General features: G+C 67.3%; 19 protein-coding genes. 7 read left to right on the plus strand and 12 right to left on the minus strand.

Features of this window, described 5'->3' with window-relative positions:
• Positions 1-109 precede the first annotated feature (109 nt).
• The 3 genes from queA to tgt are packed head-to-tail and all read left to right on the plus strand — an operon-like array spanning position 110 to position 4,691.
• Positions 110-1,171: a tRNA preQ1(34) S-adenosylmethionine ribosyltransferase-isomerase QueA gene (gene queA, locus AC3WW4_RS14685; protein ID WP_488829203.1), complete on the plus strand. Its 1,062-nt coding sequence runs from the start codon at positions 110-112 to the stop codon at positions 1,169-1,171.
• Positions 1,168-3,513, plus strand: a complete 2,346-nt coding sequence (locus AC3WW4_RS14690) for an ATP-binding response regulator (protein WP_488829204.1) — start codon at positions 1,168-1,170, stop codon at positions 3,511-3,513. The genes queA and AC3WW4_RS14690 overlap by 4 nt, the downstream gene beginning before the upstream one ends.
• A gap of 38 nt (positions 3,514-3,551) precedes the next feature.
• Entirely contained in the window at positions 3,552-4,691 is a 1,140-nt protein-coding gene (gene tgt, locus AC3WW4_RS14695; protein ID WP_488829205.1) for a tRNA guanosine(34) transglycosylase Tgt, read from the plus strand.
• A 3-nt stretch (positions 4,692-4,694) separates the two neighbouring features.
• On the opposite strand, the gene AC3WW4_RS14700 is transcribed toward tgt, so the two are convergent.
• The gene (locus AC3WW4_RS14700) at positions 4,695-5,375 is read right to left on the minus strand and encodes a CAAX prenyl protease-related protein (RefSeq protein ID WP_488829206.1); all 681 of its coding nucleotides are present in this window, start codon (positions 5,373-5,375) and stop codon (positions 4,695-4,697) included.
• A 58-nt stretch (positions 5,376-5,433) separates the two neighbouring features.
• Positions 5,434-7,344: an MFS transporter gene (locus tag AC3WW4_RS14705; protein WP_488829207.1), complete on the minus strand. Its 1,911-nt coding sequence runs from the start codon at positions 7,342-7,344 to the stop codon at positions 5,434-5,436.
• Positions 7,345-7,385: 41 nt separating this feature from the next.
• On the opposite strand from AC3WW4_RS14705, the gene thpR reads away from it, so the two are divergent.
• Positions 7,386-7,886, plus strand: coding sequence for an RNA 2',3'-cyclic phosphodiesterase (thpR, locus tag AC3WW4_RS14710; protein ID WP_488829208.1), 501 nt, complete (start codon positions 7,386-7,388; stop codon positions 7,884-7,886).
• A gap of 26 nt (positions 7,887-7,912) precedes the next feature.
• Here thpR and AC3WW4_RS14715 read toward each other — a convergent pair whose 3' ends face one another.
• The 4 genes from AC3WW4_RS14715 to AC3WW4_RS14730 all read right to left on the minus strand — a co-directional run bounded on the left by AC3WW4_RS14715 (position 7,913) and on the right by AC3WW4_RS14730 (position 11,310).
• The gene (locus tag AC3WW4_RS14715) at positions 7,913-9,142 is read right to left on the minus strand and encodes a CaiB/BaiF CoA transferase family protein (RefSeq protein WP_488829209.1); all 1,230 of its coding nucleotides are present in this window, start codon (positions 9,140-9,142) and stop codon (positions 7,913-7,915) included.
• A 109-nt stretch (positions 9,143-9,251) separates the two neighbouring features.
• The gene (locus AC3WW4_RS14720; protein ID WP_488829210.1) at positions 9,252-9,719 is read right to left on the minus strand and encodes an ExbD/TolR family protein; all 468 of its coding nucleotides are present in this window, start codon (positions 9,717-9,719) and stop codon (positions 9,252-9,254) included.
• Between the two features lie 23 nt (positions 9,720-9,742).
• Positions 9,743-10,525, minus strand: a complete 783-nt coding sequence (locus tag AC3WW4_RS14725) for a MotA/TolQ/ExbB proton channel family protein (RefSeq protein WP_488829211.1) — start codon at positions 10,523-10,525, stop codon at positions 9,743-9,745.
• Between the two features lie 2 nt (positions 10,526-10,527).
• Positions 10,528-11,310, minus strand: coding sequence for an energy transducer TonB (locus AC3WW4_RS14730; protein ID WP_488829212.1), 783 nt, complete (start codon positions 11,308-11,310; stop codon positions 10,528-10,530).
• Between the two features lie 182 nt (positions 11,311-11,492).
• On the opposite strand from AC3WW4_RS14730, the gene tssA reads away from it, so the two are divergent.
• Positions 11,493-12,572: a type VI secretion system protein TssA gene (tssA, locus tag AC3WW4_RS14735; protein ID WP_488829213.1), complete on the plus strand. Its 1,080-nt coding sequence runs from the start codon at positions 11,493-11,495 to the stop codon at positions 12,570-12,572.
• Between the two features lie 70 nt (positions 12,573-12,642).
• Here the strand turns inward: tssA and AC3WW4_RS14740 are convergent, their stop codons facing one another.
• The 6 genes from AC3WW4_RS14740 to AC3WW4_RS14765 form a co-directional block, all read right to left on the minus strand.
• Positions 12,643-13,446 carry an OmpA family protein gene (locus AC3WW4_RS14740; protein WP_488829214.1) on the minus strand — a complete coding sequence of 268 codons (804 nt, stop codon included), beginning with the start codon at positions 13,444-13,446 and terminating at the stop codon, positions 12,643-12,645.
• A gap of 4 nt (positions 13,447-13,450) precedes the next feature.
• Positions 13,451-14,437: a type VI secretion system-associated protein TagF gene (gene tagF / locus AC3WW4_RS14745; protein ID WP_488829215.1), complete on the minus strand. Its 987-nt coding sequence runs from the start codon at positions 14,435-14,437 to the stop codon at positions 13,451-13,453.
• A complete protein-coding gene (gene tssM, locus AC3WW4_RS14750) occupies positions 14,434-18,312 on the minus strand; it encodes a type VI secretion system membrane subunit TssM (protein WP_488829216.1) in 3,879 nt (1,292 codons plus the stop codon). Before tssM ends, tagF begins: the two co-directional genes overlap by 4 nt.
• Before the next feature lie 17 nt (positions 18,313-18,329).
• On the minus strand, positions 18,330-19,889 hold the full coding sequence (locus tag AC3WW4_RS14755; RefSeq protein ID WP_488829217.1) for a hypothetical protein: 1,560 nt from the start codon (positions 19,887-19,889) through the stop codon (positions 18,330-18,332).
• Positions 19,890-19,962: 73 nt separating this feature from the next.
• Entirely contained in the window at positions 19,963-20,232 is a 270-nt protein-coding gene (locus tag AC3WW4_RS14760) for a PAAR domain-containing protein (RefSeq protein WP_488829218.1), read from the minus strand.
• Positions 20,233-20,364: 132 nt separating this feature from the next.
• On the minus strand, positions 20,365-21,213 hold the full coding sequence (locus tag AC3WW4_RS14765) for a M15 family metallopeptidase (protein ID WP_488829219.1): 849 nt from the start codon (positions 21,211-21,213) through the stop codon (positions 20,365-20,367).
• 139 nt (positions 21,214-21,352) lie between these two features.
• On the opposite strand from AC3WW4_RS14765, the gene AC3WW4_RS14770 reads away from it, so the two are divergent.
• Positions 21,353-22,150, plus strand: coding sequence for a hypothetical protein (locus AC3WW4_RS14770; RefSeq protein WP_488829220.1), 798 nt, complete (start codon positions 21,353-21,355; stop codon positions 22,148-22,150).
• A gap of 119 nt (positions 22,151-22,269) precedes the next feature.
• Positions 22,270-22,998: a GTP cyclohydrolase I gene (gene folE / locus AC3WW4_RS14775; protein WP_488829221.1), complete on the plus strand. Its 729-nt coding sequence runs from the start codon at positions 22,270-22,272 to the stop codon at positions 22,996-22,998.
• Positions 22,999-23,002 lie beyond the last annotated feature (4 nt).

The following is a 23,002-nucleotide window of genomic DNA, read 5'->3' on the forward strand; positions in this document are numbered from 1 at the left end:
CGCCCCCGCGTCTGAGCGTGCGCCGCACCATACCGGTCGCCTCACAGGCAGGCAGATGAAGGACAATAGCGGGTTTCCTTGGCACGGGACCCGTCCGTCCCTCAATGGCATGACCGCTTCTGCTTCCGGTTACACCCTCAGCGATTTCGACTTCGAGCTGCCGCCCGAGCTGATCGCCCAGCACCCCGCTGCCGAGCGCAGCGCCTCGCGCCTGCTAGATGGCCGCGGCGCCAGGCCGGTGGACCGCGTGTTCCGCGATCTGCCTTCGCTGCTCCAGCCTGGCGACCTGCTGGTCTTCAACAACACCCGCGTGATCAAGGCTCGGCTCTACGGCGCGAAGCAGTCCGGCGGCACGGTCGAGGCCCTGGTCGAGCGCGTGCTGCCCAATCAAGAGGTGCTGGCCCACATGCGCGCCAGCAAGTCGCCCAAGCCGGGCAGCGTCGTGCGCTTTGCCGACGCCTTCGACGCCGAGGTGCTGGGCCGCGGCGGCCCCGATGGCGGCCTGTTTCACCTGAAGCTCTCGGGCGACCCGTTCGAATTGCTCGAACAGCACGGCCACGTGCCCCTGCCCCCCTACATCACCCACGCCGACGAAGCCGACGACGTGCGCCGCTACCAGACGGTGTTCGCCAAGGCCCCCGGCGCCGTGGCGGCCCCCACGGCGGCCCTGCACTTTGACGATGCCTTGCTGGCCGCCCTGCGCGAGCGCGGCGTGCGCACCGCCGAGGTGACGCTGCACGTCGGCGCGGGCACTTTCCAGCCCGTGCGCACCGACAACCTGGCGGAGCACAAGATGCACAGCGAGTGGTTCGAGGTGCCGGCCAGCACTGTGGCCGCCATCGAAGCCACCAAGGCGGCGGGCGGCCGTGTCATCTCGGTGGGCACCACCACCTTGCGCGCGCTGGAGTCCGCCGCCCTGCACGCGCCTGCCGGCCAGATCCTGCAAGCCGGCAGCCGCGACACCGACATCTTCATCACCCCGGGCTTCCAGTTCAAGGTGGTGGACCTGCTGGTCACCAACTTCCACCTGCCCAAGAGCACCTTGATGATGCTGGTGAGCGCCCTGGCTGGCTACGAACACATCCGGTCGATCTACCAGCACGCGATCGCACAGGGCTATCGTTTCTTCAGCTATGGCGACGCCATGCTGATCGAGCGTCGCGCGCCATGAAGACGCTGCTGCGCCTGGCCTGCTGGTGCCTGCTCTGGTTGGCGGGTGCGGTCGCAGCTGCGCCCACGCTGGTGATCGATGCCGCCACCCTCTCCCCCGGCGCCTGCGCTGAGCACCGCCTGGGGCAAGGCGTGACGCTGCCCGACGACTGGCGGCAACTGGGCATCCACCCTCCCGCGGTCTACTGCTACCGCGCCCAACTGGTCCTGCCTTCCGTGCCCAAAGAGCCCTGGGCCTTGCGCATCGACCGCCTGCCGGGCAACCACCGCATCACCGTCAACGGACACCATCTGTCCACGCGCCACATGCAGGGCGACGCCATCACCAGCATGGCCCCTCTGCCCTACCTGACCGAGCTGCCTGTCGACGTGCTGCACGCCGGGCACAACGAGATCGCCATCGACGTGCGGATGAACCCCTTCCGCAAACCGGGCATCGCACCCCTTGAGGTCGGTGCCCTCAGCGAGATGCGCGACGACTTCGACCGCACGGTTTTGCTGACGGTCGAGCTCCCTCAGATGCTCAACATGAGCGTGGCCGGCATGGCCCTGTTCGTGCTGTTTGCCTGGCGCTCCCGCCCGCGGGACGTCATCTTTGCCTACTTCGGCTGGATGATGCTCATCATGTGCGGCCGCAACGGTCTGTACTTCATCGAAACCATCGGCTGGCCCACGCCGCTGGTGGACTGGCTATTCTTCGCCACGCACTCCGTGACGACGTACTTCCAGGTGATGTTCGGGCTGGCGTACTCCAACACCCGGATCAGAAGTCTGATCAACCCCTTGCGGATGGTGGGCTTCGGCGTGCCCCTGATGGGCCTGTTTGCCATGGGCACGCCGTATCTGGACCTGCTGCGCCTCATTGCCTACCCGCTGATGATGGCCGGGGGGGTGCTGGTGGTCTACAAGATCCTCCAGACCGCCTGGACCCGTCACTGGATGGAGGCCTCGGCCATGACCCTGGGCCCGTTGGGCACGCTGGTGAGCATGGCCCACGATTACCTGTTCCTGACGCCCTACCTCGACGTCACCGACCTCTACTGGACACCATACTTCGCCCCCATCATCTTCCTGGGCTTTGCCCTGACCTTGATGAGCAAGTTCATCGAGGCGATGAACCTGTCCGAACGCATGAACATCACCCTCGAAGAGCGCGTGGCCGACCGCACCCGCGCCCTCGAAGTGGCCAACCAGTCCAAAACCCGCTTCCTCGCCGCAGCCAGCCACGACCTGCGCCAGCCCACCGCCGCCATCGGCCTGCTGGTGAGCCTGTTGCGCAAACAGGCCACCGAGCCGGAGGTCAAGGAGCTGACCAACATGCTCGACGAGGCGGTCACCTCGATGGAATCGCTGCTGGTGGGGCTGCTGGACATCTCACGCCTGGACGCCGGCGCCGTCAAGCCGGAATTCCAGTCGGTGCGCATGCACGACGTGTTCCAGGAAGTGAAGATCCACGAAGCCAGCGCTGCCGCCGCCAAGGGACTGGACCTGCGCTTTCGCTTGCCCAAGAAAAACGATGGCAAGCACCTGATGGTGCTGACCGATCCCATGCTCTTGCACAGCGTGCTGCGCAACCTGGTGGCCAACGCCATCCGCTACACCGAGCGGGGCGGCGTGCTGGTGGCCGCACGCCGGCGCGGCAAGCACCGCCTGCGGATCGAGGTGTGGGACACCGGCATCGGCATTGCCCCGGAACAGCGCGAGCGCATCTTCGACGAGTTCTATCAGGTGGGCAACAGCGCCCGCGACCGCACCCGTGGCATCGGCCTGGGCCTGGCCATCGTGCGGCGCACCGCCTCCATCCTGGGTGAGCAGATCAGCGTGCGCTCGGTTCCCGGCAAGGGCTCGTGCTTCGCCATCGAACTGCCGCTCAATCTCGTGACGCCCACCCAGACACAGGTCCACCAAGGCGAGGAGCACCCGCTGTCCGATCGGGTAATCTGGCTGGTGGAAGACGACGTGTTGCTGCGACGCGCCCTGGGCGAGATGCTGCACAGCTGGGGCGCGCATGTGCGCACCTGGTCCGATGGCGAGGCGCTGCTCGACGAGCTGCCTCACCTGTTGACCCACGTCGACCCCGAGCAACTGCCCGACACCCTGATCACCGACTACCGCCTGCCCGGCATCGACGGCCTTCAACTGGCGCAGCACGTGAGCCTGCAACTGCGCGCGCAAGATCAGCCGTCCAAGCCCCTGCGGACCCTCATCATCTCCGGCGACACGAATCCGACCGAACTGGCCCGCTTCGACGAATCGGGCCTGGCCGTGCTGGCCAAGCCTTTCCGCAGCGAACGCCTGCTGGAACACCTTCATGCCCGTCGCACCGCGGCCGCCAAGGCCTGACGCCCGCCCCGCCTGACACCCCACCCAGACCCGTCTCCATGTTGAATTTTGAACTGCTCAAGACCGAAGGCGAAGCCCGCCGAGGCCGCCTCACCCTCAACCACGGCGTCATCCAGACCCCCATCTTCATGCCGGTGGGCACCTACGGCACCGTCAAGGGCGTGATGCCGCGCTCGCTCGAAGAGATGGGCGCCCAGATCATCCTGGGCAACACCTTCCACCTGTGGATGCGCCCAGGGCTGGACATCATGAAGCAGTTTGGTGGCCTGCATAAATTCGAGAACTGGCACAAGCCCATCCTCACCGACTCGGGTGGCTTCCAGGTCTGGTCACTGGGCGAGATGCGCAAGATCAGCGAAGAAGGCGTGCGCTTTGCCTCGCCTGTCAACGGCGACAAGCTGTTCCTCACGCCCGAGATCAGCATGCAGATCCAGACCATCCTGAACTCGGACATCGTCATGCAGTTCGACGAGTGCACGCCCTACTGGAAGGGCGACAAGTCGCTGGGCCACATCACCACCGAGAAGGAAGCGCGCGCCTCGATGGAGCTGAGCCTGCGCTGGGCCAAGCGCTGCATCACCGAGTTCACGAACCTGGAGAACCCCAACGCCCTGTTCGGCATCGTGCAGGGCGGCATGTTCGAGAACCTGCGTGAAGAGTCGCTGGCCGGCCTGGTCGACCTGAACCTGCCGGGCTACGCCATCGGTGGCGTCAGCGTGGGCGAGCCCAAGGACGAGATGCTGCGCGTGATGAACCACATCACGCCCAAGCTGCCGGCGAACAAGCCCCGCTACCTGATGGGCGTGGGCACGCCGGAAGACCTGGTGGCCGGCGTGGCCACGGGCGTGGACATGTTCGACTGCGTGATGCCCACACGCAATGCGCGCAACGGCCACCTGTTCACCCGCTTTGGCGACCTGCGCCTGCGCAATGCGCGCAACAAGTCGGACGAGCGCCCGATCGACGAGACCTGCAACTGCTACACCTGCCAGAACTTCAGCCGCGCCTACCTGCACCACCTCGACCGTTGCGGCGAGATGCTCGGCCCGATGCTGACCACCATCCACAACCTGCACTACTACCTGAACCTGATGCAGGAAGTGCGCGATGCGCTGGACGCCGGCCGCTTTGCCGCCTTCCAGCAGCAGTTCGCTGCCGACCGCGCCCGCGGCGTCTGAGCCTTACCAGAACTGCCAGTTGCCCATCACCACCACCCAGGCGCCCAGGATGCCGTTGGTCACGGCATGCGCCAGGATCGGCGCCCACAAGGTGCGGGTGTAGCGGTACAACCAGGCGTAGGCCATGCCGGCCACCAGCGCGGCCAGCCACTGCGTGTGGGCCAGCATGAACACCAGCGACGACAAGAGCATCGCCCGCAGCGTCACCGTGCGCGGGTCTTGCGCTTCAAAGTCGGGCTTGTCCACCCAGCGCATCAGGAAGGAGCGCCAGAACAGCTCCTCCATCACTGGCACCAGCATGGCCGCCCCGATCCAGCGCACGATCACCAAGCCCCACAGCAACTGGCCTTCGTCGTCCACCGGCCGGAAGCTGGCACTGGGCTCGCCGATCAGCATCCACGGCTCCGTGAGCCAGACCCACAGCAGGAACACGCCCACGCCCACCCCCACGGACAGCAAGGCGTGCCAGATCGACAGGCCCGCGCCGCGCCCCAGCTCGCCATAGCGTCGCCAGAAGTACACCAGGCTGCTCCCCACCACCAGCACTGAGGCGCCATAGAGCCAGCGCGGGTCCAGCCAGCCACCTTCACTAGCCGGCCACTGCGCCCGCAAGGCCAGCAAGGCCATGAACAGGGCAAAGGGAATGACGCGCGCCCAGGCCGCGGGAGAGAGCAAGGATTTCATCAAGTCCGGTGTGCAATGACGGGGTTGCGGGGATTCTGCCACCCCATCCCCTCGACCGTCAGGGGCTGGGCTCGTCCAACAGGTTCTGCACCCGCACCTGAAGGGCTTCGGGCGTGACGGCCTCAGGCACGATGGGCTCGCCCACCACCAGGCCAATCCGGTTGAACAGACCCCGGCGCAAAGGACGCGCCATGGCCGCGCCGTCGATGCGCGAGAAGCTGGAGCCCCACAGGTTGTGCAGCGCCGCCGGGATCACCGGCACCGGATCGGACGCCAGGATCTTCATGATGCCGGCCTTGAAGGGCTGCATGCGCCCATCCTTGGTGATGGCCCCTTCCGGGAACAGGCACAGCAGATCGCCCTCGCGCAGCACCTGCCGCGCGCGCTCGAAGGCCTGCTCGTAGGCTTGCGGATCTTCCTTTTGTGGCGCAATCGGAATGGCCTTGACCGCGCGGAAGAACCAGCCAATGCCCGGCGTCTTGAAGATGCGATGGTCCATCAGGAAGACCATCGGACGCGGACTGCACACCCCCAGGATCACCGCATCGATGAAGCTGACGTGGTTGCACACCAGGATGGCCGCCCCCTCGGTGGGCAGGTGCTCGTCACCGCGCACCTTGAGGCGGTACACCACCCGCGTCACCACCAGCATCACCAGGCGCACGATGTACTCGGGCATCAGCCAGAACACATAGCCCACCACCAGAATGTTGAGCAAGGCGGTGGCGCCGAACACCTGCGGGATGCTGAAGCCTGCGCCCAGCATGGCCCCCGCCAGCAGGCTGCTGACGACCATGAACAGCGCGTTGAGGATGTTGTTGGCGGCGATGATGCGCGCGCGGTGGCTGGGTTGGGCGCGCAGCTGGATCAGGGCATACATGGGCACGCTGTACAGGCCCGCGCTGAACGCCAGCAACGCCAGATCGGCCATGACGCGCCAATGGGCCGGCTGGGCCACAAACTCACCCACCGACAGCAAGGCCCCGGTGGCCGCGGGCACGGCTTGCGCGGCCAGGTACAGGTCAAAGGCAAACACCGTCATGCCCAGGGCCCCGATGGGCACCAGGCCGATTTCCACGTGGCGGTGCGAGAAGGTTTCGCACAGCAGCGAGCCCACTGCAATGCCCACCGAGAACACCACCAGCAAGAGCGACGCCACCTGCTCATTGCCCCCCAGCACATCACGGGCGAACGAAGGGAACTGCGACAGGAACACGGCCCCAAAGAACCACATCCACGAGATGCCCAGCAGCGAGCGGAACACACTCGGGTACTGGCGGGCCAGTTGCAGATTGCGCCAGGTCTCGCTGAAAGGATTCCAGTTCAGCTTCAAGGCGGGGTCTGACGCAGGCGACACCGGAATGCGCGCCGAGGTCAGCCAGCCCAGCACGGCCACACCCAGACAGGCCATCGCCACCCAATGTGCGCCGGTACGAGGAATGCTCATCAGGAGACCGCCGCCCACATTGCCCAGCAAGATCGCCACAAAGGTGCCCATCTCGACCAAGCCATTGCCGCCCGTGAGCTCGCGCTCGCTGAGGTGCTGCGGCAGGTAGGCGTACTTCACCGGTCCGAAGAAAGTGGAGTGCAGGCCCATCAGCAGCACGCAGGCCAGCAGCAGCGGCACCAGCTGGAACCAGAAGCCGACGCCGGCCAGAACCATGATGCCGATCTCCAGCAACTTGACCGCCCGCATGATGCGCGCCTTGTCATACTTGTCTGCCCACTGCCCGGCCGTGGCCGACAGCAGCACAAAGGGCAGGATGAACAGCGCCCCGATCACCAGTCCGGCCATCTGCGCCGGCAGCCAGCTCACCTGCAACTGGTAGGTCACCAGCACGGTCAAGGCAAACTTGAACAGGTTGTCGTTGGCGGCCCCCAGAAACTGGGTGAAAAAGAACGGGGCAAACCGCCCCTGCTTCAACAGGGCAAACTGACCCTCATGGGCCGCCGACACGTCTTTCACCATGACATCCTCTGTGTTTGTTTCGCGCACTGTAAAGGCAAGTGATGAACGCTGAACCCGCCCTGCGCCTGTTCCTGGCCCTGTGGCCCGATGACGACACCCGCGCCGCCCTGCTCGCCTGGCAACAGGCGCAGAGCTGGCCTGCCGCCGCCCGCCTCACCCGAGCGATCGACCTGCACCTCACGCTGCATTTCCTCGGTCAGGTGCCTGAGGCGCGCTTGCCTGCGCTGAAGCAGGCCTTACCGACCCCAGGTGCACCCGTAACGCTGACCCTGGACCGTATGGAGGTGTGGCCCAACGGTGTGGCCGTGCTGCTGCCCGAGGCCACCCCACCGGCCCTGCTCGATCTGCACGCGCACCTGGGCGACACGCTCACGCAACTGGGCCTGCCGCTGGAATCACGGGCGTATCAGCCCCACGTCACCCTGGCGCGCCGCGCACGGGGCTTGATCCCCCAACCGGCCCCACCCCTGCGCTGGAAGGCGCAACGCTACGCGCTCGTCCACTCCGATCACGGCTACCACCCGCTCCAGCATTACCACTGACACGGGGGTCGACACCAGCGCGGGCATCAAGGCTGCAGTCGAGACAGCACCGCCTCGGTGTCTTCGCCCAGCTCGGGGGCACGGCGCGTGATGGCGCCCGGGGTGCGCGACAGCTTGGGCACGATGCCCGGCACCTGCACGGTCAGGCCGTCCGGGGTGGTCACCGGCAGGATCATCTCGCGCGCCTGGAAGTGCGGATCGGTCGCGATGTCGGCAGCGGTGTAGATGCGCCCCACCGGCACGCTGGCCGCGTTGAGCACCGCCAGCACCTGCTCCACCCGGCGCGCCTGGGTCCACAGGCCAATGGCGGCGTCGATCTCGGCCACGCGCGCCACCCGGCCCGGGTTGCTCGCCAGCTGCGGATCGGTGGCCAGGTCGTCGCGCCCGATGGCGATCATCAGCCGCTTGAAAATCGAATCCCCATTGCCCCCGATGACCACCATGCCATCGACGCAGGGGTAGGCATTGCTCGGCGCAATGCCCGGCAAAGCGGAGCCCGCCGGCTGGCGCACGGCGCCGAAAGCGCTGTACTCGGGCAGCAGGCTCTCCATGCAGTTGAACACTGACTCGTACAAGGCCACGTCCACCACCTGGCCCAGCCCCTTGGGCGCGTCGCGGCTGATGCTGGCCTGGCGGGCCTGCAAGGCCAGCAGCACACCGATGACCCCATGCAGGGCCGCCAGCGTGTCACCCAGGCTGACGCCGGCCCGCACCGGTGCACGGCCGGGCTCGCCATTGAGGTAGCGCATGCCGCCCATGGCTTCGGCCACCACGGCAAAGCCGGGACGGTCGCGGTAAGGCCCAGTCTGCCCATAGCCGCTGACGCGCAACATGATCAGGCCCGGGTTGCTGCGGCTGAGCACCTCGTAGCCCATGCCCCACTTCTCGAGCGTGCCGGGCTTGAAGTTCTCGATGAGCACGTCGGCCTCGTCGATGAGGCGGCGCACCGTGTCACGGCCAGTCTCGGTGCGCAGGTCCAGCACCACGCTCTGTTTGTTGCGGCTTTGCACCTGCCACCACACGCTGGTGCCGTTGTGCAGCATGCGCCATTGACGCAGGGGGTCGCCGCCCGCCCCGCCCTCGGCGGCCGGCGGTTCGACCTTGATGACCTCGGCCCCGAAATCGGCCAGGGTCTTGCCCGCGAAGGGGCCCGCAATCAACTGCCCGAGTTCAATGACCTTCAGGCCCGCCAAGGCCTGTGGAGGGATCTGAGGCGCAGCCTCAGGCGGCGAGGAAGGGGAAACAGGCGTGCTCATGGTGGGCGATGTTAAACCCGCCTCACCCCGCTTGGCACGCCCCCCATCACGGCGAACGCCCAAAACAAAGGGCGCCCTCCCGGGCGCCCCATTCAGTGACCGCTCAGGCTCAAGGCGCCTGTTTAACCTGGCCCTTGGCAGTGACCGGCACGGGCGCGGACACGGGCGCCGGATCGGTCACAAAGCCGATCTTGCTCAAGCCTGCCTTGGCCGCATCGGCCAGGGTTTCGGCCACGGCGCCATAGGGGACGGTCTTGTCCGCCCGAAGATGGATCTCGGGCTGGGTCGTCTTCTGGCCTTCGGTCATGAACCGCGCAGCCGCTTCCTCGCGGCTCAGGGCGGCACCATTCCAGTAACGCACGCCATTGGCGTCGATCGACAAGTCGATCTTCTCGGCCTTGGCCGACATCACCTGCGCGCTGGCCTTGGGCAGGTCCAGCTTCACGGAGTGGCTCAGCAGCGGCGCCGTCACGATGAAGATCACCAGCAGCACCAACATCACGTCGATGAGCGGCACCATGTTGATCTCGGACACGGGGGCGCTGTTGCTCTTGCTGTCAAAACTGGCGAAGGCCATGGCTCAATCCTCGGAAAGCAACATCAGGCCGCTTGGCCCGGCTTGACCACGCGCACCGGCGCAGCCGACGTGGCCGGGGCCTCGCTCTCGACGCTGGTCTTCAGCGTCTGGCCGGTCGACAAGAAGGTGAACAACTCGAAGGCGAAGGCATCCAGGCGGGCGCCCCAGACGCGGTTGCTGCGGGTCAGCCAGTTGTAGCCCATCACCGCCGGGATGGCCACCGCCAGGCCCACACCGGTCATGATCAGCGCCTCCCCCACCGGTCCGGCCACCTTGTCGAGCGTGCCCGCCCCGGTGGCGCCGATGGCCAGCAGTGCGTGGTACACGCCCCAGACCGTGCCGAACAGGCCCACGAACGGCGCGGTGGCCCCGATGGTCGCCAGCACGCTCAAGCCGCTTTCCATGCGCATGGTTTCCTCATCGAGCACCTTCTTGATGGTGCGGGTCAGGAAGTCCTGGGCGCTGCCAGCCTCTTCCAGCTTGGCCGCGCCGAAACGGGCGTGGTGCGCTTGGGCGTGCATGGCATGGGCCGTCAGGTGCGCAAAAGGCTCGTCCACCCCATGCGTGGCAATTTCGTTTTGCACCGATTCCAGCGAGGTGGCGTTCCAGAAGAAGTTCAAGAAAGCCTGGCTGCGACGCTGGCGACGGAACAAGCCCACCCCCTTGGTCACGATCAGGGCCCAGGACACCAGGGACATGATGACGAGGATCACAAACAGACCCTGCCCCACCACGTCGGTCTGGGCAATGAAGTGTGTGAAACCCAGTTCAGGGGCCGCAGGCACGGCAGCAGCAAGTTCAGTCATGTTCAGTCTTCCAAATTGAATGTCAGGGGGGCCAACACCCACACCGAGCGGGCTTGCCCATCTTCCAGGTGCGGCTGAAAGCGCGCTTTCTTCATGGCCTGCACCGCTTGCTGGTCCAGGCGTGGGTAACCCGAAGACCGGGCCACCTCGATGTCTTTGGGGCGTCCTTGCTCGTCCACCAGCACCTTCAGGCGCACCACACCTTGCTCGCCCAGTTCGCGGGAGATGCGGGGGTAGCTCAGCACCGGCTCCACTAGGTAGCGCACCGCCGACGAGGGCAAGACCTTGGGCTGCGCCGAGGCACGCCCGGTTTGGGCAGCGGGGGCGGCGGTCACCGGCCCGGTAGGGGCCACCTGGGTGGCCGGTGCAGCCTGAACCGCCGGCGCCACCTCAGCCGGAGCGGCCGGCGTGGGCGGGGCGGGCGGGGTCACCGGCACCTGCATTTCCTGCGCGGCGGCCGGCCGGGGCGACGCCACCAAGGGCGTTGCAGGACGTGGGGCGGGCGGCGTGGGACGGGGCTGCACGACCGGCTCGGGCTTGGCCGGTGTGGGGGGCACCACCGGCGGTTGCGCCACCTGGCTCTGCGGTTCGTCCGCGATCAAGGCCACGGTGATCGGGGCGGACTCGGCCACCAGCAAGGGCTGCGGCGCCGAATGCCAGAGCAAGGCCGCCGCCCCGGCATGCACCACCAACACCACGCCCGTCAGCCCAACACGCTGCCCCCACGTCAGCTCGACGGGGGGATGCAACAGCTGGCGTTGAAGAGTGGACGCAAACGAAGTCATGCCGCGCAGTCTACCACATCAGTTGCAATTGCGAATCACTCTCATTTGATGAATTCACAACAGCTTACCTTTGCCCCCGTTTCGGGTGATCGCCTCCGCGCGGGCATCGTGAAATGATCCCGGGGCTACCACCTGCCCCTGCCCGACCCCGCGCAGACAGGTGACGAACACACAGGGAAGTCATGGAAATGGAAGTCTTGCTGACGCCGCTGGCCGCACATGCGCCTTGCGGCGACGATCTGTCATTTTCTTCGGAGTTTGACACCATCAACGAAATGCGGCGTGCCGATGACGCCAGCCTCAATCAGGGTGAATGGGTCACCAGCCTCAAGGTGGCCGACTGGCCTGGCGTGGCCAGCACCTGCGAAACCCTGCTGGGTACCCGCACGAAAGACCTGCGCCTGGCCATGTGGCTGACCGAAGCCTGGGCCCTGACCCAGGGCTACAGCGGCCTGGCGCGCGGGCTGCAGGTCTGCACCGAGCTGTGCGCACGCTACTGGGCGCCCTTGCACCCCATCGCTGACGACGGTGACCATGAGCAACGCATCGGCAACATGCGCTGGCTGCTGCAACGCGTGGTCAGCCTGGCCACCTCGCTGCCGGTCGCGCAGGCCCGCAAAGGCACGGTCTACAGCCTGCACGACCTCACCCTGGCGCGCCAACACGCCGCGCTGCTGGAGCGAGAGCCCGATGAGGCCGCCCGCAGCGCCAGCGACAAAATCACCCTGGAGCAGTTCCAGCGCGCCCTGCGCGACACTCCTGCCGACACCCTGCAAGCGACCCTGGCCGCCGCTCGCCAGTGCGAGGCGGCCTTGCTGGCCTGGCAAGCCGTGGTGGACGCCGAACTGGGCGCCGACGGTCCCAGCTTTGTCGCCGCCAAGGAAGCCCTGTCGCAGGCCGTGCATGACATCGAACGCCTCGCGCGTGAGGTGGGCGCCCTGCACGACATGGCGGGTGCGGCGCCGACAGCGGTTACGGCTGTCGCCGACACCAGCATGCCGTCGACCGGCCCGCAAGGTGCTCCCGTGGCGACCGGCCCCTTGCAAACCCGTGCGCAGGCCTTGCAGCAGCTGCGCGACGTGGCCCACTTCTTCCGCCGCACCGAGCCCCACAGCCCCGTGGCCTATCTGGCGGAGAAGGCCGTCAAATGGGGCGAAATGCCGCTGCATGAATGGCTCAGCCAGGTCATCAAGGACCAGGGCGCCATGTCACACCTCGAAGAGCTGCTGGGCCTGGACAAGCCCGCGCACGATCACGGCTGACCGGGTGGTACGCCGCTCACTCGCGGCGTGTGGTCCGGCCCCATCCGGGCTTGACCCGGTTCAATCCGGCTCAACCGCCCACGCGGAACTCGATGCGGCGGTTGCGAGCCCGGCCCTCGTCGGTGGCGTTGCTCGCCACCGGTTGGTCCGGCCCCAGACCTGAGGTGCCCAGGCTGTCGGCGGGCAGGCCCTTGCTGACCAGATAGCCTTTGACCGCCTGTGCCCGCGCGAGCGACAGGCTCACATTCGACGCATGGCTGCCCTGTGCATCGGTGTGCCCGATGACCTCGAAGCGCCGACCCGGCAGACGCGCCAGCGCCGCGGCCATCTCGTCGAGGATCAACAAGCCGGCCGGCCGCAAGACCGCGCTGCCCGGCTCGAACTCGACGATGCGATTGGCCAGCGCCTGGTCCACCACCGCCTGTTCCCGCACGGCCACACGCAGGCCGTTGCGCACGGTGTAGGTCGGGTTGAGCGACTGCGCCATCTCGCTGGCCAGTTGCTGGCGCACCGCCTCGTTGCCCACCTCACCCTTCAGGTCCACCGTCTGCCCCTGTACGCTGAGCTGACCGTGACTGACCTGCTTCAAGGCAGGTGACAGCAGCTTTTGCACATGCTGCGACCACTGCGGCGGCGCCACCACCGAGCCCAGCGACAGCTGGTCCACCACCCGCTCGGCCCCATACAGCTCACGCAGGCGCGTGATCACCGCCACCCGCGTGGCCTCGTCCGGCACGGTCCCGGCCACCACCACCTGGCCCGGCCCCTGAATCTGCGCGCCCCCAGCGGTTTGCGCCCCAACCCAGCTCGAACCTGCCACCAGCCCGGCGAGCACGCCCAGGCGCACCGTGTGCATCCATTTCACCGCTTGCATCACATCAGACTCCGAGAAACACTTCCTGGTAGGTGGCCAGCGCCTGCGACAGGGACAGGCCCGGGTCCCGCAGGTAATTGGACAGTTTGCGCAGCCCGTAATCTGCCTGCACCTCGTCTTCGACCCATTCAGCCTGGTTGACGCTGACCGCCTCTTGCGCCAGCGTGTGCGGGTCGATCAAGGTGCTCAAAGTGGCGGCAGACGCCCCCTGAAAGCCCAGCACCAGCCAGGTCTGACCTTCGTGGCCGACCAGGTACAGCCCCAACTCCACGTCGTGCCGGCGGAAGAAGCCCAGCACCAGCGACAGCCAGAACGCCGCCACCGGTCCGCGCAAGCTGGCATCGTTCACCAGCGGCAGGCACAAGGCCTTGGTCAGGCGCGCGGCGCCCTGGCTCATCACCGGCTGCAGCAGCAGGCCCAGAGCCAGCGTGGCCTGTCGCAGCGACACCTTGACGCCACTGGCCGCGAGCATCTGCTCTAGGCTGGCCACAGTGTGCGTGTCGAGGAACTCCTGCAAGGCATTGCGAGCGGCCGGCTCCTGGACCTCATGGGGCACGGGGGCCTGCAGACTCGCCTGAGCGTGGACCAGATCGGTCGCGGCGTGGGCCACCCCTGCCACCTGATCCAGTCGGTTCCAGACCCGCGACAAGGCCACCGGCGCCACATCCGGGAAGGCGCGCGGCGTGTGAACGTCGAACGAACACGCCGTCACGAAAGGAAAGCGGCGCCCGGACGCATCCTGGCTGGCACGCCAGTGCCCGGCCAGGCCCACCCGGCTGGCCGTGCCCAGGATCGCAAACTGCACAGTGGGCGCGGCGTCGTAGCGCAGCTTCCAGCGTGGGTCGGTGGCCAGACGCTCCATGGTCTGCGACTGCCAGCGATCGAGGTGCTCAATCAAGGCGCTGTGATGGGCGCTGCGCACGAAGTCGCCGCGCGAGGGCAATTTGCCAAAGTACACCAGGTCGTGGCTGGCCGAGGGTGTGGCGCTCACAGTGTGCCCTCCGTCGCCGCCGGCTCGACCGGGCCGGCGATGATGGCCGGCAAGGCGCCCAGGCTCGCCGAAGGCGGCTTGCCACCGGAGGTGTCCTGTGCAGCTGCCGGTGCCGTGGGCGTGTCGGCGTTGGAGATGATGCGCAACTGCACCGCCACCGAGGCCCCGCCCTGCACCCAGCGCAGCTCGAACACCCCGTCATCAATGCGCCGACGTTGGGCCGAGTTGATCATCTTCTCCAGGCCAAAGCGCCCGGGTTCCTGGAAGAAAGTGATCGGTGTGCCGTCGTACGTCACCCCGGCGATCTTCACGCCCGGCGTACCCGGCCCCGGCCAGACGAAGTGCGCCCAGCTGGCCTTGCCGTTGCGATAGCGCAGCACCTGACCATCTACCTCGACGGAGTACTCGGTCAGCCCAGGCACCGCCTGCGGCAGCATCTGGAACACCGTCTGCACCTCGGGGGCCGAACCGCCTGCGGCCCCACCTGCCGAGGCGGCCGTTTGCCCGCCCAGCGGTGCCATCCAGGCGCCCACTCCACCGACGAACTCGGGTCGCAGGCGCACGCCCATGTCGGCCCAGGTGCGCGGCGTGAGGCTGTCGCCGCGCTTGAGCACCAGCGCGCCCAGCGACTGTTCAACGAACTTGCTCACCGCGCCTTCGGCGCCGAAAACCTTGGCCACCTCGACCGGACTGGCCTCGATGCGGGCGTTGCGGTCGAAGGGGTACTTGCTGGCCAGGGTACGCTGATAGGGCTCGAACACCTGGGCCATCCACACGCGGTTGAGCTCGGCCTCGGCGGGCTTGACGATGACGCCATAGGCCTGCATCAGCGGTCGCACCAGGATGGGTCGCAAGGCATTGCGCGCCGACTCGTTCAGGCCGTTGAGCAGTTGCTCGTCTACCAGCTTGAGCGCCTCGGCCAGCTCGCCGCTGCCCTCCAACGTCTGCACCATGAACTGACGCGAAGCCGGGCCGGCATCGCCCTGGGTCTTCATCTGGTTGAAGCGCGAGCGGATCTTGGACAGCGCGCCCAGGTAGTGCCGGATCAGCGGCTCCTGCCCTTCACGCGGCATCATCAGGCGGTTGAGGCTGGCGAACTCCTGACCGATCGGGCCCATGGGAATCTGGGCGTCCTGGCCCAGCGTGAGGTTCAGGTTCACCGGCGTGGGGCTGGGCGTCACGCTGAGGATGCGTTGCTTGAACCACTCCAGGAAGCTCTTCTGGCCCTTGGCCAGGCGCTCGTTGACCAGCGAGGGGTTGTCCCAGGAGGTCTGCTCATACAGGGTGTGCAGCAGCATGCCCACCGGCGAGTTGCTCGGGTCGCCCAGGCGGTTCATGTGCACCACGGCCTGATCGAAACTGGCGAAATCGTGCACCGTGATGCCCTGCATGAACTTCTGCCACTCGCGCACGTACTCGGTCTTGTAGAGCGTGGTGAGCGCCTTCTGGATCTGCTCCGGGCTGCCCTCCAGGGTCAGGTCATCGGCCGCCGCGGTCTTGAGCACCCAGTCGCTGGTCTGCAGCTCCTTGTGCGCGGCGTTCTGGATGGCCTCCTTGACGTACTGCTCCCATGCCTCACGCGTGAAGGCGCCGGACACGGCGTGGCTGCCGGCCACGATCTGGCGGTCGTTCTCGGTGACAAAGCGCGTGACGGTGACGGGCGCAAAGCGGGTGGCGGCACGCGCCTTGATCTCGCCGTACACGCGCTCGCGCGCTGGCATGCCCTTGACGACGCGGCGCAGGTTCTCGCGCGTCTGGTCCAGCAGGGTCAGGTTGAGCTCCTGTTGCGGGAAGGCGGGATCGCTCATCTGCGCCAGGGCAAAGGACATGATGCGCTCGGCGCGCTGGATCAGTTGCTCACGCGGCATGGCACCGCGGTTGGTCTCCAGCCAGCTGCGCCAGAAGCGGGTGAGCTGGTCGCTCATGTGACCGGCTTCCAGGCGGCTGCGGTCACCCAGCATCAGATAGGCCTTCAGCGCGTTGTAGGCCTCGGTGACATTGGTGCTGGACGCCTGGGTGTAGGGGGCGCCGGTCGCTGCGGTGGCCGGTGCGGCTGGCGTGCGGGCGTTCGCCACGGCCTGGGTGCTGACCAGCATCACACCGGAGGCGGCGCCCGCGGGTGCCAGCGGGGTGGCGGTGTCGGCGGCGGTTACCACGGGCGGTTCGCTGTTGCGCTGCAGCGGGCGCAGCTCGGCCGCGCGGCTGTTGACCTCGGTGAGGTAGCCCGCGATGGACTGGGCAGCGGGCTTGAGCATCACAGCCTGCAGGCCATGGAAGTACTCTTCCTTCAAACGCGCTTCAATGGTCTCGCCCTGGTACAGGCCCAGACCAATCGACCAGGGCCGCTCGGCGCGGTAACGCTGCATCTGCTCCAGGCGGTCTTGCAAGATCTCCAGCGCCTCCAGTCTCGACTGCAGGTCGACACGCTGCTGCTGCACCTGCTGCGCCTTGAGCAGATCGGCCTGCACGTGTGCCACCAGCTGGCGGTTGCCCATGTAGGACCAGGTCCAGCCCGCCAGCACGGCACCCACCAGGGTCAGCCCGCCGAAGAAGGCCGCATAGCGCAGGCGCAGCTTGTGGCGGCTGGTGTACTGCTTGACCAGATCGCGGTCGGCAAAGATGACGCGCGAGAACAGCTCCTTGAGGAAGAAACCGCTCTGCGAATAGACCGCGGCCGCCGGGCCCGGCTGCAGCTGCAGCCCGAATTGCTCGGCCACACGCTCGCTGGCGCGGCTGGTGGACTGACCTTCCTGCACGGCGCTGGTGAAGTAGAAGCCGCGGAAGATGGGGCGGAACTGATAGGGGTTGTCCTCGAACAGGGTGTTGAGGAAGGTGCGCAGTGCCGGCTTGAGGGCGGCAAATTCGAGCGGGAAGGTCAGCACGCCTGGCGGCAGTTGCTCCCCGCGGTGCAGCGACATGCGCGCCACCGAGGCGTCTTTCAAACCCTGGTAGAGCACATCGAACTGCTGCTCAAACTGGGCGACGACATCGCCCCGGCCGGTGGTGTCGTACGGCAGGGTCGCGCCCCAGACCTTGTCACGCTCGCTGCGTTCACGGTCTTCGAAAAAGTCGACGAAGCCGGCAATCAGGTCGGCCTTGGTGAACAGCACGTAGACCGGCGCGAACACCTCGAGCTTCTCGGTGAGCTCCTGCACGCGCTGGCGCAGCTTGCGCGCCAGGTCGATCGCGAACTCGGGCTTGTTGGCGCCCAACTCGGCCACGCTGACGGCGATGATGACGCCATTGAGCGGCGCCTTGGGACGGTGCTTTTTGAGCAGAGACAGAAAGCCCAGCCACTCGCCCCGGTCTTCTTCGTGCACCGAGTAGCGGCCGGCCGTGTCCAGCAAGATGCCTTCGGTGGTGAAGTACCAGTCGCAATGGCGTGTGCCGCCAATGCCCTGGATGACGTTGTCGGTGTTGTCGGCAAAGGGGAACTTCAGGCCCGACTTGACCACGGCCGAGCTCTTGCCGGCGGCCGGGTTGCCGATGACGGCATACCAGGGCAACTCGTACAGCGCGGCCGCGCCGGAGGTTTCGCCCAGACGCGAGGTCTTGATGAGCTTGACGGCCTCGGTCATGCGCTCGCGCACGGCCGCCACCTCGTCCTGGCGACCCACATCGGCCGCTTCGCGCACGGCCTTGTCGGCCTCGTCGGACATGGCCTGCTCCAGCGACTGCGCCGCGCGTTGCGCCCGCCAGCGCCGCACGCCCCAGACGATCAGCCAGGCCAGCCCCAGCAGGCCCAGCACGGCCCCGGCCCAGATCAGCCCGACCTTCAGGGTGTCGGCGCCCAGCAGCAGCAGGCCCGCCAGCGCCGCCACGCCGATGACGGTCAGCGTGCGGGTGTCAAGAAGAAAACGCCAGATTCTTTGCATGGGGACTTCCAGGTCGTTCAGGCCGCTTCGGGGACGGCGGGCATGGGGGGCATGGGCGACAGGGCCACCACCACGCGTTCATGAGAGGACTGCACATGGGTGGCCACGGCCACCCGCTGCGCCTGTTCGCTTTGACGCAAGGCCGCGCAAGCCAGCGCCGTGGGCACGAGCGCACGGGCCACGCCCAGGTCGCCGCAGGCCTCGCCCACACGGATCACCTGCTGCAAGGGGTCGAGCTCGGGCGCGACGCTTTGCAGGGCTTCGAACAGCTCGCCGGTGCGGCTGGCACGGTGATCGGCGTCCGACACCACCATCAGGCCCTCATGGGGTGGCGTCGAGCGCTGCAGGACTTCGGTGAGCACGGCCGTCAAGGTGGTGCAACCGATGCGTCCGGCGGCATCGGCCGATTTGTCACGCCGGCTGGAGACCGGGCGCCACAGGCGCATCGCCTCCGGCATCTGGGCACTCAGGTGAGGCCATTGCGGATGAGCCAACAGCAAGGCGGCCGCGCCCTCGCCCGGCACGCGTCCGGTCTGGTGCTGAGCGGTGAACAGCTCGCCCATGGCCTGCAGGTGATCGATGCGATCGGCATCGATGGCGCTGTCCACAGCCAGGATGAGCAGCAGTTCGGGACGCGGCTCGCGGGCCCAGCGCAGCAGGTGCTGGTCGATCTCGGCCCAGAGGCTCTCGGCCTGAGCCAGGGATGCGACCTGCCAGACAGGCGTGTGGGCGTTCACCGCGGCCACCCAGTCCAGCAACATGCCGCACTGGGACTGCAACCAGGCGGTGGCTGCCTCGCGATCGGCCTCTTGCCAATGGGCCGGCCACAGCACCCGCACGGCGACCCGCGGGCGCTGCGCCTCGCGGGAGGCTTGTTGGGCCAGCGCCATGGGCCGCGCGACACCGGACAGGTGCGCCTTGCCGAAGGCCTCTCCGTCGCTGAACGCTGCTGCCTCGCCAGATGCCGATGACATGCCGCCATCTGTCAGGTCGGTGCGCAGGCTGGTCAAGGTGTCCAGAACCCGGTGCAGCGGTGCCTCAATCAGGGCCAAGACCCGCAGCACGCCGACAGGCAGCCCGCCCTCGTCGGGATGGGTCAGTTCGCCATGGGCCAGCAGCCAGTCTTCCAACTCGATCTCGGGCACCCGGGCAGTGAACACGGGCAGTCCGTCGAGGTCCTGCAGGTGGGCGTCCAGATCCGGGCGCGCACCGCCCGCTTGCAGCGTGGACCAGGCCGTGTCGGCATCGGTCCCAACGGGCAGGTGGACCGCTTCGGCCAGCACCCAGGCCGAGGCATCGCGCTGCGCCTGGGCTTCGGCCGACAGCGCCAAGTCAAGCTGCCCCTCGCCCGACGACAGCGAGGCTGCCGGCGTCGCTACCGGTGCGCGCAGGCGCTGCACGCCCCACAGCGCGGTCAGCAGGCCCAGGGTCAACAGCACGGGCAACACGATCAACTGCACGACGATGTCGGCCATGCCGATGTCACGCTCGGCGTTCTGCCATTGCCAGAGGGTGACCAGCCACACGATCGTGGCGATCACCAACCCCAAACCCAGCGCTTTCAAAATCCTGGCCATGCCCTGACTGCCTGCTCGATGACCGTGCTGCCACGCGGCAGCACCTGTGACGGTGTGGAGAGCCCGCAAGGGCTCAGATGCCGGTGGAGACCGCCTGTCCGGAGATGAGGGTGGCGCCGCAGGCGCACATGTCGCCGTGGCGGGCCGCAGGCTGGCCGTCGATGATCATGGTGGGGTCGCCACTCACGATCACGGTGGTGCCGCCGTGGCCTTTCTTGGGGCAGGTGACCTTGTCGCCCACCCGCGCAATGCGGCGGCCATGGGTGTCGGTGCTGCCCGACGCCCCCACCACGGTGCCGCCATGGCTGGTGCTGTCCCCCAAGACAATGAATGGACGTCCCATGGTCCGCGCGCTCCCTGATCTCTTTGTGTGTGCGGTCGGAAGTACCGACGCGGGCGCAGTCTAAGGCGCCACACCCCCATCTCAGCCCCCCCGCTAGAGGGGTGACACTGTGACAGTCTGTGTCAAGTGCACTCAGCGGTTACGCGCGGCCCGCATGGCCTCGCGCACGCCCGGCTTGCGCCATTCGACGTGGCCCAGGTCCATCATCTGCCAGCGACCGCCCCAGGTCAGGCCCAGCCGCTCGGCCACCTCGCCATAGAGCTGGTAGCCGCGCATGGCCCAGGGATCCTTCTCGCTGATGACCAGCTTGCCGTCGCGGTAGAAGGCGCAGTCGGCGCCCAGACCCCATTGGTGGTAGCTCTGCCAGGCCCCGGCGTTGGTCACATGCCCCCCCTTGGCGGCCAGCAGGGTCTGGCGCTCGGGGCTGCGCCAGCCTTCGAGCAAGGCCATGTCGTAGCCATGCTCTTCTTTCATGATCTTGAAGGCCCGCAGCAGCCGTTGCACGAAGGCCGGGTCCATCTGCTCCCAGCGGCGATCGGCGCTGGCGAGCAAGGGGCGCACGACCTCGACCTCGGCGGTGTGGAAGACCTCGGGCGGCAAGGGCGGCGGGGGCACCAGGTGCTCACCTTGCAGCAGGTGCGCCACCTGCGGGTTGAGGGGGTCGATGCGGTCGTCGAAGCCCTCCAGCGTGCGCGTGCCCCACAGGCTCCAGCTCAAGGCGAGCAGCACCGGCAGCGACAGGAGCGTGCCGCCGCCCAGCACCCAGGTCCAGCGACGCCACCACCAGCGGCGGGCACCCTGCACGCCCGCACCAGTCTGCTGCCACAGGCGAATCGGCGCGTACCGCGCCTGCGCGCCCAGGTGCAGCCCGACTCGCTGACCTTGCGCGCGCCCCCGCTGCCACCAGCGTTGCCAGCGCAGCGCCAGCGCCTGCCGCCAATGCGGAAACACCAGCAAGGCCAAAGCGGCACTGCCCAGCATGAAATACCCCAACACCCACCCTGTTTGCATCATTCTTGTAACCAGTTTTTGCAGCCAGCGAGCTCAGCCTTTCGCGACGGTGCCCGCCTCCCTAGAATGCGCGAGTTCACACATTCCAAAACAAAACAGGGAGTCGGGCTTGAGCCATGACCAGGGCCTGACTTGGCCCCGCAACACCCATTCTTCGCCGCTGCACGCTCAGCCTGCGCTCGACCGCCCCAGCCTGTTTGCCGGCATGGAGCCCGACGAGGACGACGACCCCGAGCGCGTGCGGATTCTATCGACGCTCGCGGCCAGCCGCCCCCCCTCCAAACGGGCGTCCACGCGCGCCCGAGCGCGCCGGGGGCGTGGCAACAGTTGGCAGTTCAAAGCGCTGCTGGTTCTGATGGGACTGGGCATCGTGGGCCTGCTGGTTGGCTTTGCCATGGTGCTCGCACAAGGTCACCCCCAGGCGCGCCTGGAGGCGGCCCCGGAACCAATGGCCCCCGCTGTGGCGGTGCAGGCCAAGGCGGTGGCCTCTGCCGCCTCAGTCGCTTCTCTGCCGACCCAAACCGCCGTGATCGAAGACTTGGCGCCGACCGCGCTCACGCCAGTGAGCACGGTGGCAGCGGCCTCGCCCCTGGCCGCCTTGAACGCGGCACCGGCTGCCGCCCCAGACCAGCCGCAGGCAAAGGTGGTCGCCTCGGATGCACCAGATCAGCCCGCCCGCGCGCCGACCCCAGCTGCTGCCGAGCCCCATAGGGTGATCAAGGCCACGCCACCACCCTTGCACACCGATGCCCACAGCCGCAAGCCTGAGACAAAGCGTGGTCAGGATGCCGACGTGGCCTTGCTGGAAGCGATGTTCACCCACTCCCGCGCCACACGCACGGACGGTGACAAACAGCGACTGTGCGCGCAGCAGCCCCAGATGGCCGGCTGCGCCAAGCCACGCTGATTCTGGCGCGGGGAGCCCCCCCTGCTCGGTGAGGGCTCCACCCCACACCGAGCAGGGTGCGGTTTTGGACGCTACGATGGCTGATTGCTGCACGAGCACCTCGTAGCCCAGGACACGTCATGACCCACTCCCCTTCCCCCGACCCGAGCCGCCCCTTTGACGATGAAGGCGTGCCGGTGTCGCTGAAGATCCGCCAGCGGATCCAGGCCGCCCAAAAGCGCTTCCACGCCAATGACAACATCGCCGATTTCATCCGCCCGGGTGAGCTGGAGGCGCTGCTGGACGAGGTGGAGAGCAAGATGCGCGGCGTCTTGTCCAGCTTGGTGATCGACACCGACAGCGACCACAACACGCAGGACACGGCCCGTCGCGTGGCCAAGATGTACCTCAACGAGATCTTCCGGGGTCGCTACCAGGAGGCACCCCCTGTCACCGAGTTCCCCAACGTCGAGCGCCTGAACGAGCTGATGATCGTCGGGCCCATCACGGTGCGCAGCGCCTGCTCGCACCACCTGTGCCCGATCATGGGCAAGGTGTGGATCGGCATCATGCCCAATGAGCATTCCAACCTGATCGGCCTGTCGAAGTACGCGCGCCTGATCGACTGGATCATGAGCCGCCCACAGATCCAGGAAGAGGCCGTGACCCAGGTGGCCGATGTCCTGCAGTCGCGCATGAACCCCGATGGCCTGGCCGTGGTCATGGAGGCCGATCACTTCTGCATGCACTGGCGCGGCGTCAAGGACATGGACTCCAAGATGATCAACAGTGTGATGCGGGGCTCCTTCTTGAAGGACCCCAATCTGCGTCGCGAATTCCTGTCTCTGGTGACCCACAAGAAAGGCTGATGCC

It is taken from the genome of Aquabacterium sp. TM01, assembly GCF_057808345.1.